This is a genomic window from Micromonospora musae (assembly GCF_003626545.1).
Classification (GTDB): Bacteria; Actinomycetota; Actinomycetes; order Mycobacteriales; family Micromonosporaceae; genus Micromonospora; species Micromonospora musae.
Window position 1 is genome coordinate 134,745 of sequence record NZ_RAZS01000006.1, and the last position, 19,450, is coordinate 154,194.

At 74.8% G+C, this 19,450-nt stretch carries 12 protein-coding genes; 8 read left to right on the plus strand and 4 right to left on the minus strand.

From position 1 onward, the window contains the following. Window positions 1–10: 10 nt before the first annotated feature. Window positions 11–652, plus strand: a complete 642-nt coding sequence (locus tag D7147_RS18090; protein ID WP_120679180.1) for an SIMPL domain-containing protein — start codon at window positions 11–13, stop codon at window positions 650–652. Then, the gene (locus D7147_RS18095; protein WP_120679182.1) at window positions 652–1,299 is read left to right on the plus strand and encodes a nucleoside/nucleotide kinase family protein; all 648 of its coding nucleotides are present in this window, start codon (window positions 652–654) and stop codon (window positions 1,297–1,299) included. The genes D7147_RS18090 and D7147_RS18095 overlap by 1 nt, the downstream gene beginning before the upstream one ends. Here the strand turns inward: D7147_RS18095 and D7147_RS18100 are convergent. After that, a complete protein-coding gene (locus D7147_RS18100; RefSeq protein WP_233563202.1) occupies window positions 1,276–3,894 on the minus strand; it encodes a hypothetical protein in 2,619 nt (872 codons plus the stop codon). The two genes, D7147_RS18095 and D7147_RS18100, sit on opposite strands and share 24 nt — an antisense overlap. A gap of 102 nt (window positions 3,895–3,996) precedes the next feature. Next, window positions 3,997–4,554 carry a sugar O-acetyltransferase gene (locus D7147_RS18105; RefSeq protein ID WP_120679184.1) on the minus strand — a complete coding sequence of 186 codons (558 nt, stop codon included), beginning with the start codon at window positions 4,552–4,554 and terminating at the stop codon, window positions 3,997–3,999. A gap of 137 nt (window positions 4,555–4,691) precedes the next feature. On the opposite strand from D7147_RS18105, the gene D7147_RS18110 reads away from it, so the two are divergent. Beyond that, the gene (locus tag D7147_RS18110; protein WP_120679186.1) at window positions 4,692–8,027 is read left to right on the plus strand and encodes a S8 family serine peptidase; all 3,336 of its coding nucleotides are present in this window, start codon (window positions 4,692–4,694) and stop codon (window positions 8,025–8,027) included. A gap of 53 nt (window positions 8,028–8,080) precedes the next feature. On the opposite strand, the gene dapD is transcribed toward D7147_RS18110, so the two are convergent. Continuing rightward, window positions 8,081–9,040, minus strand: coding sequence for a 2,3,4,5-tetrahydropyridine-2,6-dicarboxylate N-succinyltransferase (gene dapD / locus D7147_RS18115; protein ID WP_120679189.1), 960 nt, complete (start codon window positions 9,038–9,040; stop codon window positions 8,081–8,083). Window positions 9,041–9,121: 81 nt separating this feature from the next. Here dapD and dapE point away from each other — a divergent pair, with 81 nt between their 5' ends. Then, window positions 9,122–10,195 carry a succinyl-diaminopimelate desuccinylase gene (gene dapE, locus D7147_RS18120; RefSeq protein ID WP_120679191.1) on the plus strand — a complete coding sequence of 358 codons (1,074 nt, stop codon included), beginning with the start codon at window positions 9,122–9,124 and terminating at the stop codon, window positions 10,193–10,195. Window positions 10,196–10,267: 72 nt separating this feature from the next. Here the strand turns inward: dapE and D7147_RS32450 are convergent, their stop codons facing one another. Then, window positions 10,268–10,435, minus strand: coding sequence for a hypothetical protein (locus D7147_RS32450; RefSeq protein WP_158609365.1), 168 nt, complete (start codon window positions 10,433–10,435; stop codon window positions 10,268–10,270). A gap of 155 nt (window positions 10,436–10,590) precedes the next feature. Here D7147_RS32450 and D7147_RS18125 point away from each other — a divergent pair, with 155 nt between their 5' ends. From D7147_RS18125 to D7147_RS18140, 4 genes are all read left to right on the plus strand, one after another. After that, window positions 10,591–11,475, plus strand: a complete 885-nt coding sequence (locus D7147_RS18125; RefSeq protein ID WP_120679193.1) for an LOG family protein — start codon at window positions 10,591–10,593, stop codon at window positions 11,473–11,475. A 4-nt stretch (window positions 11,476–11,479) separates the two neighbouring features. After that, window positions 11,480–12,025: an LOG family protein gene (locus D7147_RS18130; protein ID WP_120679195.1), complete on the plus strand. Its 546-nt coding sequence runs from the start codon at window positions 11,480–11,482 to the stop codon at window positions 12,023–12,025. Window positions 12,026–12,182: 157 nt separating this feature from the next. Then, window positions 12,183–15,845: an ATP-dependent helicase gene (locus D7147_RS18135; RefSeq protein WP_120679197.1), complete on the plus strand. Its 3,663-nt coding sequence runs from the start codon at window positions 12,183–12,185 to the stop codon at window positions 15,843–15,845. A 63-nt stretch (window positions 15,846–15,908) separates the two neighbouring features. Then, window positions 15,909–19,403, plus strand: coding sequence for an ATP-dependent helicase (locus D7147_RS18140; RefSeq protein ID WP_120679199.1), 3,495 nt, complete (start codon window positions 15,909–15,911; stop codon window positions 19,401–19,403). Window positions 19,404–19,450: the final 47 nt, after the last annotated feature.

Consider the following 19,450-nt stretch of genomic DNA (forward strand, 5'->3'; position numbering starts at 1 on the left):
GGGTGAGGGCATGGTGGACGGGCCGGTGGTGACGGTACGCGGGGAGGCGTACCGGGAGGTGCCCCCGGAGCTGGCCCGGTTCGCGGTCACCGTGACAGCCCGCGACCGGGAGCGGGAGGCCACCCTGACCAGGCTGGCCGAACGGGCCGCCGCCGTCCGCGTGCGGCTCGACGGCGAGGGCGCGGCGATCGACCGGCGGGAGACCGGGGAGCTGCGGGTGCGGCCGGAGACCCGGCGCGGCACCGAGCGGGTGGTCGCCTGGCACGGAAGTGTCACCACCACCGTCACGGTCAGCGACTTCACCGCCCTCGGCGAGCTGATGCTCCGCGTGGCCGAGCTGGACCAGGTCGAGATCGCCGGGCCGTGGTGGTCGCTACGGCCGGACAGCCCGACGTACCGCGAGGTCCGGCACGCCGCGATCGCCGACGCCCTCGCCCGGGGCCGGGAGTACGCCGAGGCGCTCGGTGCCCGTGTCACCGCGCTCGTCGAGCTGGCGGACACCGGTGTCGAGCGGCCGATGATGGCCCGGATGGCGTACGCGGGCGGCCCCGAGGGGGGCGGGGGGCCGGAGCTCGACCTCGATCCGCAGCCGCAGTCGGTGCAGGCCGCCGTGCAGGCGCGGTTCGCGATCTCCGAGCCGGTTCTGGGCTGATGGCGCCGGCACAGGTGCTCCCGGTCGAGGAGCTGATCGAGCGGGCGCGCTCCCTCGCCGAGGCCGGCCCCCGCCAGCTGCTCGGCATCGCGGGCGCGCCGGGCGCGGGCAAGTCCACCCTCGCCGAGCGGATCGTCGCCGGGGTCGGGTCGGCCGCCCGGTTGGTGCCGATGGACGGTTTCCATCTCGCCCAGGTGCAGCTGGAGCGGCTCGCCCGCGCCGACCGTAAGGGCGCTGCCGACACCTTCGACGCCAACGGCTACGTCTCGCTGCTGCGCCGGCTGCACCGGCTGGAGCCGACCTCCGTCTACGCGCCCGCGTTCCGCCGTGACCTGGAGGAGCCGATCGCCGGCTCGATCGAGGTGCCGCCGGAGGTGCGCCTCGTGGTGACCGAGGGCAACTACCTGCTGCTGCCGTTGACGCCGTGGGACGAGGTGCGGTCCCTGCTGCACGAGGCGTGGTTCCTCGACCTCGACGCCGAGCTGCGGCTGCGTCGGCTCACCGCCCGGCACGTCGCGTACGGGCGGTCCGAGGCGGCGGCGCGGGCGTGGGCGATGGGCAGCGACGAGGAGAACGCGACGCTTGTCGCCGGCACCGCCGGCCGGGCGGACATGGTGGTGCGGCTAGCCGAGGCCCCGCCGGGGTAGCGGGACCTCGCGCAGCAGCAGCCGCGTGACCCGGGCCCGCTCCTGCTGGAACTCCGGCGCCTGCGGGTAGCCGCTGTGGTTCCGGATGGGTGGGTCGGCCACCTCACCGTCGCTGGGGTGCAGCGCCTCCGGGTCGCGCACGGCCGTGTTCCGCTCGCCCGCGTCGACCGGCCAGCCGAGCGGGTCGGTGCTCCGCCAGAAGTTCGTCCAGCCCGACCGGCCGGCGGAGGTGGTCAACGCCCCGGTCAACGTGGGTAGCCGGTCCGGCCCGAAGTAGGCCGGGAAGACCCGCCCGTAGAGCCGGGTCAGCTGGCAGCCGTACGAGAAGAACCAGATCCGGCGCCGCCACCGGTCGGGCAGTTGCAGGATGACGGCCGCGCAGATCACCGTGCCCTGGCTGTGGCCGGAGACGATGATGCCCGCCATCCGGCGCGGGTCGTCGTCGCGGAGGGCGAGCAGCCCCGCGATCCTGGTCTGCAGCTCGGGCACGGCGCGCTCGGCGTAGCTCGGCGGGGCGAGCGGGTGGGCGGAGCGCGGCCAGAACGTGCCCACGTCCCAGATCACTCCGACGGTGCGCCGCACGGTGTCGTTACGGTAGACCAGCGCGCCGATCGCGGCGACCAGCACGGGCAGCCAACCGAGCATCGAGCCGCCGACGTCGGCGACGAACTTCACCACGGCCGCGCCCTCGGTGGCCCGCATCGGATGCGGTCGGGCGTGGGACAGCACGGCCGCGCAGCCGACGGTGGCCAGCCCGGCGGCGACCACGGCGTAGCGCCCGACGAGCCGGATCGCGTGCTCGCCGACCAGCCGGTGCAGGGCGTGGAAGAGGCTGACGTCGCGGCACCGGCGCAGCTCGTGCGGGGAGAGCGCGTGCCCGGCGGGCGTCAGCTCGGCGTACGCCTGGCGGCGCAGCCGGTTCAGCAGCAGGCCGGCGCGGGCGACGGTGACCGCGAGCGCGACGATCGCGACGGCGAAGGCGAGCCCGCTCCACAGCACCGGGACCGGTGGGGTGATCGTGCTCCGGCCGCTCGGGGTGGCCCCGTTGTTGAGCCGGTCGGCGACCCAGTAGAGCAGCCCCGCGCAGTTGGCGACGCAGAGCAGCCAACCGGCGCCCGCGATGACGGCCGGCCCCCGGCCACCCCACGCGACCGCGCTGTGTGGCGCGGCGGCCCGCTCGTCGACCGCGTGGGTGGGGGGCAGCGCCAGTCCGACGGCGGCGAGCGCGACGGCCGGCACGACGAGCATCCACACCTTCAGGGGCGCCGGCGCCTCCGGCACCAGGGGCAACCGGCCGTCGACCCAGGACACGCCGAGCACGAGCAGGCCTGCGGCGGTCATCGGTGGCGCCAACGCGCGGCGGCCGGCGCGGGCGACCGCGCCGATCGCGATCAGTAGCAGCAGCTGGCCCAGGCTCAGCCAGGAGACGATCCAGTCGTATCCGGGCAGCGACCTGTCGACGAGGCAGCCCGGCGTGCCGGGATCGCGGGCGCAGCCGGTCGGTGGGCGCAGCCCGGCGAGGGGGGTACCGGCCGGCCCGTCGGGCAGCAGCAGGATTGCCACGGTGCCGGTCACGGTGAGCGCGGTGAGCCCGGCGACCCCGACGGTCCACCGGCCGATCCGGGTGGCGCCGCTCCGCCGGGTGAGGCTGGGCCGGCCGAGCGCCACCACCACGATCAGCAGGGCCGCGCCGCCGGCCGCGGCGGTGGGCCAGGCGACCAGCGCGCGGATTCCCCGGGGCGGGTCCATGGCCAGCACCGTGCCGAGCGGCACCGAGGCGGCGACGATCGCGCCGGTGCAGAGGTGCAGCATGGCCGAGCGGCGTAGCTGCCCCTCCCCGTGCCAGAAGGTGCGGTCCTGCAACGGGTTCGTCGGCTCGGTAGGTGGCCGGTCGGGGCGGGGCTCCGGGTCGTCGGCCGGCGCGTCGGCGTGGATCGGCCGCGGCTGGCGGGGGAGGCTGCCGGTGCCGGGGCCGGCGGGCATCTGGGCTTCGTACTGGTACGTCCGCCAGGCGAGCAGCCCCAGCAGCGCGAGCAGCCCGATCGGGGCGACGAGCCCGACGGCGAGCGCGCGGGCACCCTCGCTCCACCACCCCTCGCCGAGGAACTCCCACGGTCCCGGGACCCGGCGCAGGCACTCCTCGTCGACGCACTGCCACCCGATCAGGTCGACGCCGATCCCGGTCACCGCGACGACCACCGTGCAGGTCAGGCTGAGGCAGAAGAGGCGGATCAGCCAGGCGGTCAGGCCGGGGCCGCTGGACCAGCGTTCCCGGTCCGACTCCGGGGGTATCGCGGGCCGGGCGTGCAGCGCGACGTTGGCGAGGGTGAAGGGCAGCAGCAGCGTCCAGAGGGCGCGCTCGACGTCGCGCGCGGTCCGTGCGCCGGAGGTCAACTGCCCCCAGCTGTACGCCTCGACGACGAGCGGGTCGTCCGTTCCGGTGCCGGGGGCGCGGTAGAAGCCGGTCGCCGCGCCGCCGGCGACCAGGCGCGGCTGGGGCGACCCGCCGGTCGGATCGGGGCGCAGGCCGAGGATCTGCGCCGGGGGCGTGTTGGACACCCCGTGCACCCGTAGCTCGAGAACCCGACCGATCATGCCGCCTCCCGATGAAGACGTCATTACCCACAGTGCCGGTCGTAGGGGGTGGCTGGCAAGCCGTGGAACGGTCGTTCGTGCAGGTGGAAGCCTTGATAACGACTATTCGACGGACCGTACGGCGCGGGCGGGGTTGCCGAGCGCGACGACGTTCGGTGGTAGGTCGCGGGTAACCACGGCCCCCGCGCCGACGACGGTGTTCGCCCCGACGTCGATTCCGGCGAGCACGATGACGCCGCCGCCGAGCCAGACGTTGTCGCCGATGGTGATCGGCCTGGCCGACTCCCACTTCGCCCGGCGCGGCTCGGGCTCCACGGGATGCGTCGGGGTGAGCAGTTGGACGTTCGGGCCGATCTGGACGTCCGCGCCGATGGTGATCGGTGCGACGTCGAGGAAGACGGCGTTGAAGTTGACGAAGCAGCGCGGCCCGATCCGAGTCCGTGAGCCGTAGTCGCAGTAGAAGGGTGGCCGGATCTCGGTCTCCGCACCCACCTCGCCGAGCAGGTCTCGCAGCGCCGCGAGCCGGGCGGCGGGATCGTCGGCGGGGCTGGTGTTGAAGCGCTCCATCAGGCGTACGGCGCGGGCCAGCTCGGCGACGATCTCCGGGTCGTCGGCCTGGTACAGGTCGCCCGCGAGCAGGCGCTCCTTCATGGACGTCACCGGTAGATCATCCCGGCCTTTTCGCCCTACTGCCGGAAAGTCAGTCAATTTTCTGACTCTTCACCGCATACCGCGTATGCAATGCTGACCGGCGTCGATGCCCTCATCGGTTACCACGCCCCATCAGGGAGGATCCGTTGCACCGAACACGGAAGTTGACCGGAACAGGCCTCGCGATCGCCCTCGTGCTCGCCGCGCCGGCGGTCGCCGTGGCCGCCCCACCGGGCGCCCCGGTGACGCCGGCGGCCGCCGGGCCGGCCTCGTCGAGGACCGCCGACCAGCCCGCCACGGTCACCCTGCTCACCGGGGACCGGGTGACCGTCAGCGCGTCCGGCGCAGCCAGCGTGCGGCCCGGTCCGGGGCGCGAACACGTACGCTTCCTGACCGGCCGGGACCACGGGCGGCTCTCGGTCGTGCCGCAGGACGCGCTGCCGCTGATCGGCGCCGGCCGCGTCGACCGGCGGCTCTTCGACATCACCGAGCTGATCGCGGCCGGCTACGACGACGCGCGCAACGACGACCTCCCGGTGCTGCTGCGCCGGGCCGCCGGGGCCGAGCGGCGCGCCGACACCCCGCCGGGCTTCACCGTCACCCGCGATCTGCCCGCCATCGACGGGGTGGCCGGCACGGTGCGCAAGGACCGGGCGGAGCAGCTCTGGAGGGTCCTCGCCGACCGAGCCGGGGCCCGGTCCGGTGCCGCCGCCGTCGACCGGATCTGGCTCGACGGCCGGCGGCGGATCACGCTGGAACACAGCGTCCCGCAGATCGGTGCGCCCGCCGCGTACGCGGCCGGATACACCGGCGCGGGCGTCCGCGTCGCGGTGCTCGACACCGGGGTGGACACCGATCACCCGGACCTGGCCGGCCGGGTGGCCGAGGCCCGCAACTTCACCGAGGACCCGGCCCCGGGTGACCTGGTGGGGCACGGCACCCATGTGGCCTCGATCATCGCGGGCAGCGGCGCCGCCTCCGGAGGCCGGTACCGCGGCGTGGCGCCGGACGCCACCCTGCTCTCCGGCAAGGTCTGCGAGACCGACTTCTGCACCGACTCCGCCATCCTCGCAGGCATGCACTGGGCCGCCGTCGAGCAGCGGGCGGACGTGGTGAACATGAGCCTCACCGGCATGGACACGCCGGAGACCGACCCGCTCGAGGAGGCGGTGACCCAGCTGACCGAGGAGACCGGCACGCTCTTCGTGGTCTCCGCCGGCAACGACGGGGGGTACGCCCCGGTCGGGTCGCCCGGCACCGCCGACGCGGCGCTCGCCGTCGGCGCGGTGAACCGCGAGGATGAACTCGCCGACTTCTCCAGCCGCGGCCCGCGGGTCGGCGACGAGGCGATCAAGCCGGACCTCACCGCACCGGGCGTGGAGATCGTGGCCGCCCGGGCCGCCGACGGCCAGATCGGCGACCCGGTGGGCGAGTCGTACGTCTCCATCTCCGGCACCTCGATGGCCGCGCCGCACGTCGCGGGCGCGGTGGCGCTCCTCGCCGACCAGCACGGCGACTGGACGGCCGGGCAGCTGAAGGCGACGCTGATGGCCTCGGCGAAGCCGCACCCGCAGCGGTCCGCCTACGAGCAGGGCGCCGGGCGGGTCGACGTGGCCCGGGCGATCGGTCAGACCGTCACCAGTGACCCGGTGAGCGTCTCGTTCGGGCGGGCACTCTGGCCGCACGGCGACGACACCCCGATCACCCGCCAGCTGACCTGGCGCAACGACGGCTCGACGGCGCTCACCCTGGACCTCACGCTCGACGTCACCGGCCCCGGCGGAGCGCCCGCGCCGAGCGGGATGTTCAGCCTGAGCACCGGCCGGGTGACCGTGCCGGCCGGCGGTACGGCGACCGCCACGGTCACCGCCGACACCCGGGTCGGCGACACCGACGGGTACTACACCGGGCGGGTCGTCGCCCGATCCGGTGACGCGGTCGCGGTCACCCCGGTCGCCGTGCACCGGGAGGTGGAGAGCTACCAGCTGACCGTCCGGCACCTCGACGACACGGGTGCGGCGACGGGCCAGCACGGCACCACGCTCGTCGACCTGGCCGACGTCACCAGTCACGACCTGTACGACCCGGACGGCACCGTGCAGGTCCGGCTGCCCAAGGGGCGGTACGCGCTGGTCAGCTACGTGTTCAGCGGTGACGAGCAGAACTCCCGGGCCGCCATGATCGCCCGGCCCGAGCTGATGCTCGACCGGGACACGGAGCTCACCGTCGACGCCCGACGGGCGAAGCCGGTACGCAGCACGGTGCCGGACCCGACGGCCACGCCACAGCTCGTCGACATCGGGGCGAACGTCTTCGTCGCCGACGTCGGCTCGTACAGCTTCAGCCTGCTCGGGTTCGACTTCACCGGCCTGTCCAGCGGCCAGCTCGGCCCGAACGGCTCGGCGGCGCGTTTCGTCGGCACGGTGAGCAGCCAGTGGGCCGACCGGGAGGCGGCCAGCAGCCCGTACCTCTACGCGCTCAGCGAGGGCTTCCCCGGCCGGCTGCCGACCGGCTTCGACCGGGACTACCGCGCCCGTGACCTGGCCACCGTCACCCACACGTTCCGCGGCGGGTACCCCGGCCTGGAGACCGAGCGGTTGGTCTTCCCGCAGCTGGAACCGGCCGTCGGCGGCTGGGCCGTCGGGCTGCCGACGGCGGTGCCGGGGCAGCGGGTCGAGCACTACAACACCCGGGGCGTGCGCTGGACCTCGGAGTTGACCTTCGGCGTGCGTACCGGAGACGGGTGGCTCGAACCCCGGGCCATGCTGGCCGGCGACGCTCGGGCCTACCGGGCCGGCAAGCACCTCCGGGAGGTCTGGAACGGCGCGCCGTACGGGCCGTCCTTCCCGGCGCCGCGCTGGCCCGGGCAGGGCCTCACCCGGCAGGGCGACGTGATCGTGCTGGACGTGCCGCTGCACAGCGACGTGTCCGGTCACGCCGGCGGTTCGCTTCCGGACAGCGCCCGGACGGCGCTCTACCGGAACGGGAAGCTGGTGGGGGAGAGCGCCGACCCGGGCTTCGGCCAGTTCGAGGTGCCGCCGGGGGGCGCCGGCTACCGGCTGGAGACGGCGACGAAGCGGAGCTTCACCGACCTGAGCACCGAGGTCGGCGCGGCCTGGACGTTCCGCTCCCGGCACGTCCCCGGCGAGGACTTCGCCGCGTTGCCCGCGATGGCCGTCCGCTTCGCGCCACCGCTGGACGCCGCGAACAACGCGCCCGCCGGCCGGAGCTTCGTCGTCCCGGTCCAGGTGCAGCGGCAGCCGGGCGCTCCCTCGGCGCGCGTCGCCGCGCTCATGGTGGAGGTCTCCTACGACGGCGGGTCGACCTGGCAGCGGGCGAAGGTCCGGAAGTCCGGCGACGGCTGGAAGGCCGCCGTCCGGCACCCGGCCGGGCCCGGGTACGCCTCGCTGCGGGCCACCGCGCGCGACAGCGCCGGCAACACGGTGACCCAGCACGTCATCCAGGCGTACCGGCTGAGGTGACGCCGGGCTCCTCCGGGTCGGTGGGTGACCGCCGGCCCGGAGGGCTCACCGGGTCAGTCGTTGGCGTGCAGTGCCGCGTTCAGCTCGATGCCCCGGCCGGTGCGCGGCCTCGCCTCCAGCGCCCCGTTGACCGAGTTGCGCCAGAAGAGCAGGCCGTCCACGCCGGAGAGCTCCCGTGCCTTGACCACCCGACCGTCCGGCAGAGTGATCTTCGACGCGGCGGTGATGTAGCAGCCGGCCTCGACCACGCAGTCGTCGCCGAGGGAGATGCCGACCCCGGCGTTCGCGCCGATCAGGCTCCGCTCACCGATGCGGACCTTGTCGGTGCCGCCACCGGAGAGGGTGCCCATGATCGAGGCCCCGCCGCCGACGTCGGAGCCGTCGCCGACCACCACGCCCTGCACGATGCGCCCCTCGACCATCGAGGTGCCGAGCGTGCCGGCGTTGAAGTTCACGAAGCCCTCGTGCATCACGGTGGTGCCGGAGGCCAGGTACGCGCCGAGGCGGACCCGGTCGGCGTCGGCGATCCGCACGCCGGAGGGCACCACGTAGTCGGTCATCCGGGGGAACTTGTCCACCCCGTACACGGCCAGGTGGCGACCGGCGGCCCGCTCGATGACCCGCAGCTCGTCGACCCGCTCCGGCGGGCACGGCCCGGCCGAGGTCCAGGCCACGTTCGCCAGCTTGCCGAAGATGCCGTCCAGGTTGAGCTCGTTGGGTCGCACCAGGCGGTGGGAGAGCAGGTGCAGCCGGAGGTACGCGTCGGCGGCGTCCTTGATCGGATCGTCCAGCGAGCCGATCTGGGTGACGACCTGGACGGCCCGCAGGCCGGGCAGGGTCCGCTCGCCGACCGCCGACGGCGGCAGGTCGAGCACGTCCGCCTTCTCCTCGCCGGCCACCAGCGGGAGCTCGCCGAGCCCCAGCTTGCCGGTCGGGTACCAGGTGTCGAGCACCTGATCGTCGGCGGCGACCGTGGCCAGGCCGATGCCCCAGGCGGATTGCGCGGACGTCACAGATTCACCCTTCGTTCGCGGGGTCGTGCGGGTGCAAGCTCACTCGGCACCCCCACCGGCTCTGACGGTACCGTGCGAAACATGGAGAACCCGCTGACCCCCGAGGTCCTCGCCGATCCGGTGGCGTTGACCCGCGCCCTCGTCGACATCGAGTCCGTCTCCCTCAACGAGAAGGCGATCGCCGACTGCGTCGAGGAGGTGCTCCGGGGTGTGCCGCACCTCACCACGTACCGGCACGGCAACACGGTGATGGCGCGAACCGAGCTGGGCCGGTCGCAGCGGGTGGTGTTGGCCGGGCATCTGGACACGGTGCCGCTGAACAACAACTTCCCGTCCACCATGCGCGGCGACCTGATGTACGGCTGCGGCACGTCGGACATGAAGTCGGGGGTGGCGTACGCCCTGCACCTGGCGGTGACGCTGCCGGACCCTCGGTACGACGTGACGTACTTCTTCTACGAGGCCGAGGAGATCGAGTCGAGGTACAACGGGCTGCTCCTGGTCGGCGAGGCGCACCCGGAGTGGCTGCAGGCGGACTTCGCGGTGCTGCTGGAGCCCACGTACGGCATCGTCGAGGCCGGTTGCCAGGGGACCATGCGGGCGAACGTCACCACGTACGGCGAGCGGGCCCACGCGGCGCGGTCCTGGCACGGGGTGAACGCCATCCACGGCGCCGTCGAGGTGTTGCGCCGTCTGACGGCGTACGAGGCACGCCGGGTCACCATCGACGGCTGCGACTACCGCGAGGGCCTCAACGCGGTGCGGATCGAGGGCGGGGTGGCCGGCAACGTCATCCCCGACCGCTGTGAGATCGAGATCAACTACCGGTACGCCCCGGACCGCGACCCGGCGGCCGCGGAGGCGCACCTGCGGGAGGTCTTCGCCGGCTTCGACCTGGTGGTGACCGACGCGGCGGCCGGCGCCCTGCCGGGGCTGGAGGCGCCGCCGGCACGGGAGTTCCTCGAAGCGGTGGGTGCCGCGCCGATCGGCAAGCTGGGCTGGACGGACGTGGCCCGCTTCGCGGCGCTGGGCATTCCGGCGTTGAACTTCGGCCCCGGTGATCCGAACCTGGCCCACCACAAGGACGAGCACGTCGAGATCGGCAAGATCCGTGACGGCGCGGCCACCCTGCACCGGTGGCTGGCCTCCTCCTGACCCCGTACATGGATCAGGAGGCTCGCGCCGGGTGGCGCGAGCCTCCTGATCGTTCCCGGCCTGGCCGGTTGGTCAGAGTGGGGCGGTGAGGGACGGGTCGGTGCTCTGGCGGGTGTCGGCGTCACCGGTCGGCTCGCCGGCCGGCTCCATCTGCCGTGCGCGGCGACGCTCGGCGACCACGTCGCGGATCCGTCGCTGCATCTGACGACGGATCCGGATCATCTCGCTGTTGCTGATCACGCTGGCTCCTCCCCCGAAGGCGCGCGCCGGGGCATACCCGGTATGTGAATAGTAAGACGTACGGGCGACGGTTTTGGTTGCCCAAGATCGCGAACTATTTCGACGCGTTCTCGGCCCGTGCACCCGGCGGGGGTCGCTCCACTACGGTTGCTTGCATGAGTCAGAGCAACGGGCGGGAGCCGGGCCGCAGAGCGGGGCGGGAGCGGCACCGGGGGGCTGTCACCCTGCGCCGGCAGGCCATCCCGGACAGCACCGCCGATCAGCGTCTGCTCGATTCCCGAGGGCGCGGCGACTGGAAGACCAGGGACGCCTGGCGGGCGCTGCGCATCCTCTCGGAGTTCGTGGAGGGCTTCGACACCCTCGCCGACCTCCCGCCGGCGGTCAGCGTCTTCGGCTCCGCGCGCAGCGGCCCGGACAGCCCCGAGTGCCGGCTGGCCGAGGAGCTGGGAGCCGCGCTGGCCCGGGCCGGCTACGCGGTGATCACGGGCGGCGGCCCGGGTGTGATGGAGGCCGCCAACCGGGGCGCCAGCGGGGCCGGTGGCCTCTCCGTCGGGCTCGGCATCGAGCTCCCCTTCGAGCAGGGCATCAACGACTGGGTCGACCTCGCCATCGACTTCCGCTACTTCTTCGCCCGCAAGACCATGTTCGTCAAGTACGCCCACGGGTTCGTGGTGCTCCCCGGCGGGTTCGGCACCATGGACGAGCTCTTCGAGGCGCTCACCCTGGTGCAGACCGGCAAGGTCACGCGGTTCCCGGTGGTGCTGATGGGCACGGCGTACTGGCAGGGGCTGATCGACTGGCTCCGCGACACGATGGCCGCCGACGGCAAGATCGGGCCGGTCGACCTGGAGTTGATCTGCCTCACCGACTCCGTCGAGGCGGCGGTCCGGCACATCGTGGAGGCCGAGGCGGCGCTCTCCGCCGAGCAGGAGGCGGTCCGGGAGGAGGCGGTGGCCCGCGTCGCCGCCGACCAGCGGGACGCGGCGGAGGCCGCGGACGAGCGTGACGCCGCCGATTCCGGTGGAGCGAGGGAGAGCTGAGCGAGTGGCTGCCATCTGTGTCTTCTGCGCCTCCTCCCGGACGATCGAGCAGCGCTGGCTCGACCTGGCGACCGAGACCGGCGCGGAGATCGCCCGGCGCGGGCACACCCTGGTCAGTGGCGGTGGCTGCGTCGGGATGATGGGCGCGATCGCCGACGGGGCGCGGGCGGCCGGCGGCCCGACCGTCGGGGTGATACCGCAGGCGCTGGTCGACCTGGAGGTCGCCGACCTGCGCTCGGACGAGCTGTTGATCACCGACTCGATGGCGAGCCGCAAGACCCTGATGATCGACAAGTCGGACGCGTTCCTCACGCTGCCGGGCGGGCTCGGCACCTTGGACGAGCTCTTCGAGGTCTGGACGACCGCCACGCTCACCCTGCACGCCAAGCCGATGGTGCTGGTGGACACCGACGGGTTCTACCGGCCGCTGCTGAACTGGCTCGCCGACCTCACCGACCAGCACTTCCTCAAGCCGGCCGGCCTCGACCTGCTGACGGTCGTCGACTCCGTCCCCGCCGCCCTGGACGCCCTCGAATCCCACCTGGCCTGACCGTCCCCGACCCTGCCCGGCACTTTCCCTGAAAGTGTTGCCTCGCCGGCCCGGAAGCCGACACTTTCGGGGAAAGTGCTCTCAGCCCCCTCCCGGCGGCGTCGGGCGGGCGGGGTGGCGTGCGGGGGGTGTCGTAGGGGCGTGGTGGGATGAGCTGATGCAGGCGTACCGGTTGGTGCGTCGGCCCACTGGGCCGACCGACGGGCTCAGCCGGCCCGGAGGGTCGGCCGCCGGGAACGGCACGTCGGCGCGGCCGGCGGGCGGCCCGTGGCGTCCGGGTGACGGGTCGACCTGGCGGGCCGACCCGGTGCAGGCGGAGGTGATCGGGCACACCGACGGGCCGATGCTCGTCACGGGCGGGCCGGGCACCGGCAAGACCAGCACGCTCGTCGAAGCGGTCGCCGCACGGGTGACCGAGGGGGTCGACCCCGAGCGGATCCTCGTGCTCACCTTCAGCCGCCGGGGCGCCACCGCGCTGCGCCACCGGATCGAGGCCCGGGTGGCCCGCGAGGGTCACCGGGTGCTGCGCGAGCCGTTGGTACGCACCTTCCCGGCGTACGCCTTCGGGCTGCTCCGGCGCGCCGCCGCCGAGCGGGGCGAGCCGTCACCCCGGCTGCTCACCGGTCCCGAGCAGGATCTGATCATCCGCGAGCTGCTGGACGTGGTCGGCGAGGAGCCGGAGGACGACCCGGTCGGCTGGCCGGAGGACATGCGCCCCGCCCTACGCACCCGGGCCTTCGCCGCCCAGCTGCGGGACCTGCTGATGCGCGCCGCCGAACGCGGGGTGGGCCCGGTGGAGCTGGCCCGCCTCGGCGAGCGGCTCGGCCGGGCCGACTGGCCGGCGGCCGCGCGGTTCCTCCGGGAGTACGTCGCCGTGCTGGCGCTGCGCGACGTGAGCAACCGCGGCTCGATCGCGTACGACCCGGCCGAGCTGGTCCGGGCCGCCACCGGGCTGCTGCGCGACGACGAGGAGCTGCTCGCGGCCGAGCGGCGCCGGCTGGCGTACGTCTACGTCGACGAGCTGGCCGACACCGACCCGGCCCAGCTGGAGCTGCTCGCCGTGGTGGCCGGGGGCGGGAAGCCGCTGGTCGCCTTCGCCGATCCGGATTCGTCCACGTACGCCTTCCGGGGTGCCGACCCGGCCGGGGTGACCATGTTCCCGCACCGGTTCCGGACGGTCTCCGGCGCGCCGGCGGCGCAGGTGCTGCTCGCCACCTCCTACCGGGCCGGCGCCCGACTGCTGACCGCGGCCGGCCGGATCTCCCGTCGGCTGCGTGGCCCGGCGGCGCACCGCCGGCTGCGACCGTTGCCCGACGCGCCGCCCGGCGCCGTGGAGGTGCACACCTTCCGCTCGGCGACCAGCGAGGCGGCCTGGCTGGCCCACACGCTGCGCACGGCGCACCTGCTCGACGGGGTTCCCTGGTCGGCGATGGCGGTGCTGCTCCGCTCCACCGCGCTCGCGCTGCCCACGCTGCAACGGGCGCTGCACGCCGCCGGGGTGCCCACCGTCGTGCACGGCGAGGACCTGCCGCTGCACCTGCAACCGGCGGTCGCGCCGCTGCTCCTGCTGCTGCGCTGCGCGCTCGAACCGGAGCGGCTCGACGAGGAGGCGGCCGTCGCGCTGCTGCACTCGCCGCTCGGCGGAGCCGACCCGCTGGCCGAGCGGCGGCTACGGCAGGGCCTGCGCGCCCTGGCTCTGGCGGCCGGTGAACGGCGTCCCTCCGGCGAGCTGCTCGTCGCCGCGCTGCGGGATCCGGCGGAGCTGGCCGGCATCGACCGGCGATGGGCCGAGCCGGCGCAGACCGTGGCGGCGCTGCTGGCGCGCGCCCGAGAGGCGGCCGAGCGTCCCGGCGCCACGGCCGAGGACGTGCTCTGGGCGGTGTGGCAGGCCAGCGGCCTGGCCGAGCGGTGGGCCGGCGCGATCAGCCGGGGCCGGCCGGTGCCCGGCGAGGGGGACGTCGCGCGGCGGCGTCGGGCCGAGGCCGCCGACCGGGACCTCGACGCGGTGATGGTGCTCTTCGACGCGGCGGCCCGGTTCACCGACCGGCTGCCAGGCGCGCGTACGGAGGTGTTCCTCGACCACGTTCTCGGCCAGGAGTTGCCGGCCGACACCCTCGCCCCGACCGCCGACCGGGGCGATGCCGTCCGGCTGCTCACCACGCACGCGGCGAAGGGGCTGGAGTGGGATGTGGTCGCGGTCGCCGGCGTCCAGGAGGGGGTCTGGCCCGATCTGCGGCTGCGGGGCAGTCTGCTCGGCTCCGAGCGGCTGGTCGACGTGCTCGCCGGCCGCGCCGTCGACGGCGGCAGGGTGGCCACGGTGGTCGGGCAGACCTCGGCCCTGCTCGACGAGGAGCGGCGGCTGTTCCACGTCGCGGTGACCCGGGCCCGGCGTCGGCTGCTGGTCAGCGCGGTCGCCTCGGCGGCGGTGGGCGGGGACGACCACGAGGAGCAGCCGAGCCGCTTCCTGCACGAGCTGGGGCCCGTCGACCCGCCCGGCGACGGCCCCACCCCACCCGCCCCGCGACCCACGCCCGACGGTGACCCGGAGGATCGCGACCCCGACGACCGACCGGGCGACCGGTCCGGCTCGGACCACACGACCGCCGGCCGGCCGGGCTCGCGCGACGCGGTCGCTGGCGGGCCCGACTCACGCGACGCGGTCGGCGGCGGGCCGGGCTCACGCGACGCGATCGCCGACGGGCCGCCGGAGCAACCCGCGTCACGCGGCTCGGACGACAGCGGCAGCGACCAGGAGGAACGTGCCGGCGCGGCGACCGGGTGGCCCGCAGCGCTGCCCGTCACCCGGCCTCCCCGGGCGCTCACGTTGCCCGCCGTCGTCGCCGAGCTGCGCACCGTGGTGGTCGACCCGGCGGTCCCGTACGCCCGGCGGCGCGCCGCGGCGGCCGAGCTGGCCCGGCTCGCGGCGGCCGGCGTGCCCGGCGCGCATCCGGACGACTGGTGGGGGCTGCGCGGGCTCTCCGACGACCGGCCGCTGGTGGACGAGGGGGATCCGGTCCGGGTGACTCCCTCGGCGATGGAGAGCGCGCTGCGGTGCAGCCTGCGCTGGTTGCTGGAGCGGCACGGCGGCAGCGCGCCGGCCAGCACCGCGCAGGGGGTGGGGAATCTGGTGCACGCCGCCGCGATGCTCGCCGAGGACGCCAGCGCCGACCGGGGCGCGCTGCTCGACTACGTGGCCGCCCGGTTCGACGCGATCGAACTGGCGGCCCGCTGGATGGCCGGGCCGGAGCGGTCCCGCGCCGAGGCGATGGTCGACAAGCTGCTCCGCTGGCTGGCCGGTAACCCCCGCCGGCTGCTCGCCATCGAGCACGAGTTCGCCGTACGTCTGGACGACCCGCACCACCCCGTCGAGCTGGTCGGCCGGGTCGACCGGCTGGAGGTCGACGCCGAGGGGCGGCTCGTGGTGGTCGACCTGAAGACCGGCAAGTCCACCGCGGTGACCGGGAGCGACCTGGCCGAGCATCCGCAGTTGGGCGCCTATCAGGCGGCCGTCGAGGCCGGGGCGTTCGCCGACTTCGGAGACGAGTCCGGTGGCGCCGCCCTGGTGCAGCTCGGCACCACGGCCAAGGACGCGAAGGAGCAGAGCCAGCCGCCGGCCGCGCAGGGGCCGGAGGCCGGCTGGGCGACCGCCCTGGTGCGCCGCACCGCCGATACGATGGCGGCCGCCACCTTCGCCGCCGTCGCGAACTCGAAGTGCCGGGTCTGCCCGGTGCGGACCAGCTGCCCGGTCTCCGGGCAGGGGCGTCAGGTCGTCGAACCGCCGGCCGTCCGCCGCCCGGGGCAGCCGGAACGCGGGGAGTGAGCTGACGAGCGTGAGCGCGAGGAGTGGCCCGACTGGCCCCGAGCCGCGAACCGAGGTGTCGCCGTGACCCAACCCGCCCTCTTCGGCGCCGCGACCCCGGCGCCCCGGGTGGCCGACGCCGGACCCCGCTACACCCCGGTCGAGCTGGCCCGCCTGCTGCGGCTGCCGGCACCCACCCGGGAGCAGGCGGCGATCATCGCCGCGCCGGTGGAGCCGCTGCTGGTGGTCGCGGGAGCCGGCTCCGGCAAGACGGAGACGATGGCCGCCCGGGTGGTCTGGCTGGTGGCCAACTCGTACGTCCGTCCCGAGCAGGTGCTCGGGCTGACCTTCACCCGCAAGGCCGCCGGGGAGCTGGCGCACCGCGTCCGTACCCGACTCGACCAGCTGATCCGGCGGCTCGGCCGGCGGCAGCGGGACTCGCTGGACGATCCGCTCGCCGGCGAGCCGACCATCGCCACCTACCACTCGTACGCCGGGCGGATCGTCACGGAGCACGGCCTGCGCGCCGGCTACGAGCCGTCCACCCGGCTGCTCACCGAGGCGTCCCGCTGGCAGCTGGTGGACCTGCTGGTACGCAACTTCGACGGCGACATGTCCGAGGTGGACCGGATGCCGAGCACCATCACCGACGCGGTGCTGGCGCTCGCCGGTGAGCTGGACGAGCACCTGGTGGGCCCGGACGAGCTGGCCGCCTGGACGGGCCGGTTCTTCGCGGAGGTGCAGGCCAGCTCCGGCCGGGTCTACGCCGACGTGCGCAAGGCGCTCCAGCTCCAGCAGACCCGCCTGAAGTTGCTTCCGCTGGTGCGGGCGTACGCCCGGCGCAAGGAGGACTTCGAGGCGATGGACTTCGCCGACCAGCTGGCCCGGGCGGCCCGGGTGGCCCGGGACCACCCGGGGGTCGGCGCGATCGAGCGGGACCGCTACCGGGTGGTGCTGCTCGACGAGTACCAGGACACCAGCCACGCCCAGGTGGTGCTCCTCGGCGCCCTCTTCGGCGGCGGGCACCCGGTGACCGCTGTCGGTGACCCGTGTCAGTCGATCTACGGCTGGCGGGGGGCGTCGGCGGGCACCCTGGACCGGTTCCCCGCCGAGTTCGCCCGCCGCGACGGCACGCCCGCCCCCGCGCTCGGCCTGACCACCAGTTGGCGTAACCGACCGGAGATCCTCGGGGTGGCGAACGCGCTGGCCACGCCGTTGCGGGCGGCGGGCGCGCGGGTGCCGGAGCTGCACGCCGCGCAGACCGTTCGCGATCCGATTCCGCATCGCAGCCCCCGCGGCGCGGCCGGCGGCACCGTGCACTGCGCGCTGCTCGAGACGTACGCCGACGAGGCGGCGTGGATCGCCGACAGTGTGCTGGCCGCCTGGCGGGGCGCGGCCCGGATGCCCGACGCGCTGCCCGAGCACATTCCGGTGCCGCTGCGGCCGACGACCGCCGTGCTGGTCCGGGTACGCAGCCAGATCCCGGCGATCGAGTCGGCGCTGCGGGAGCGGGGGCTGCCGGTCGAGGTGGTGGGCCTGGGCGGTCTGCTGGACACCCCGGAGGTGCGGGACGTGGTCTGCGCGCTGCGGGTGCTGGCCGACCCGACCGACGGCGCGGCGCTGCTGCGCCTGCTCACCGGCGCGCGCTGGCGGATCGGGCCGCGTGACCTGGTGGCCCTGCACCGCCGGGCCCGCGCCATCGCCGTGGCTCGGCGTCAGCTCGCCACCGACGATCTGCCCGAGATCACTCCGGATCAGCTGGACGAGGCGACGCTCGTCGAGGCGCTGGCCGACCTCGGCCCGGCGCAGGCGTACTCGGCGGAGGGCTTCGCGCGGCTGCGCGCGTACGGCCGGGAGTTGGCGTTGCTCCGCTACCGGCTGGACCAGTCGCTGCCCGATCTGATCGCGGACATCGAGCGGACCGTCGGCCTGGACGTGGAGGTGGCGGTCCGGGCCGGCCGGGACGGCACGGGCGACGCCGGCCTGGCCCGCGGTCACCTGGACGCGCTCGGTGACGTGGCGGCGAGGTTCAGCGGCGAGACACCGGGCGCGACGCTCTCGGCGTTCCTCGCCTACCTGGCCGCCGCGGAGGACGAGGAGCGGGGCCTCACCCCGGGCGAGGTGGAGGTCGTCGAGGGCGCGGTGCAGGTGCTCACCGCGCACTCGGCGAAGGGCCTGGAGTGGGACGTGGTGGCGGTCGCCGGCCTGACCCGCGGCGTCTGGCCGGGGCTGGTCCGCAACTCCGACCACTGGCTCGGCGGGCTGGGCGTGCTGCCGTTCCCGCTGCGCGGCGACGCCGACGGCCTGCCCCGGTTGGACCTCGGCGAGGTGACCGACCAGCGCGGGGTGGCCCGGGCGTTGACCGACTTCACCGACGACTGGCGGGCGCACGACGAGCGGGAGGAGCGGCGGCTGGCGTACGTCGCCGTGACCCGTCCCCGCCGGCTGCTGCTCTGCTCCGGCTACTGGTGGGGGGAGGGGACCAAGCGGGCCCGTGGCCCGTCGGTGTTCCTGCAGGAGGTGCAGGACGCCTGCGCGGAGGGCGGGTCCGGGCACCTGGTCGACGTCTGGGTCTCCGAGCCGGCGCCGGACGCGGGAAATCCGACCACCGAGGTGGTGCTCCGGGCGGAGTGGCCGGCCGATCCGTTGGGCGCGCGCCGCCCGGCGCTGACCGAGGCCGCGGCGATGGTCCGGCGGTTCCTGACCGGGGGACCGGAGGTCGACGCGGCGGCGGGCGATCCGCACGAGTCGCCGGACGACGAACCGGCCCCCGTCCGGGAGGCGCTCGACGGCGCGCCGGCCGAGGTGCGGCAGGGCGCGCGGGCCGGGGGCGACGCCGGGCCGGATCCGGTGGCGGACGACCCGGAGGTGGCGCGCTGGCGGCAGGAGGTCGATCTGCTGCTGACCGAGCGGGCCGAGCTGACCCGGGCCACGGGCGCGGTCGAGGTGGCGTTGCCCGGTCAGCTGAGCGTCACCCAGTTGGTGGCGCTGCGTCGCGACCCGCACGGGCTGGCCCGTACGCTGCGCCGTCCGGTGCCCTCCGAACCCAACCCGTACGCCCGGCGGGGCACCGCCTTCCACACCTGGCTGGAGCAGCGGTTCGGTGCGGACCGGCTGCTCGACCTGGACGAGTTGCCGGGTGCGGCCGACGCGGACGCCGCGCCGGACGAGGCGCTCGCCGAGTTGCAGGAGCGCTTCCTGGCGAGCGAGTGGGCCGAACGGGTGCCGGTCGAGGTGGAGGTGCCGTTCGCCACGGTGATCGCCGGGGTGGTGGTCCGGGGGCGGATGGACGCGGTCTTCGGCCGTCCCGGCGGCCGGTACGACGTGGTGGACTGGAAGACCGGCGCGCAGCCGACCGGCGCGGCGGCGGAGGCTGCCGCCGTGCAGTTGGCCGTCTACCGGCTGGCCTGGGCGGAGCTGGCCGGGGTTCCGGTCGACCGGGTTGGCGCGGCGTTCCACTACGTACGGGACGGGGTGACCGTCCGTCCGGCGGACCTGCTCGACGTGGCCGGGTTGACCGACCTGATCGCCGCCGTGCCCGACTCGGCAGAAGCCGACACATCGCGCGTCCATCCGTGATAGGTTGGAGCTGTTGCAGTTTTGGTTACCAGAGACTCTGTGTGCGC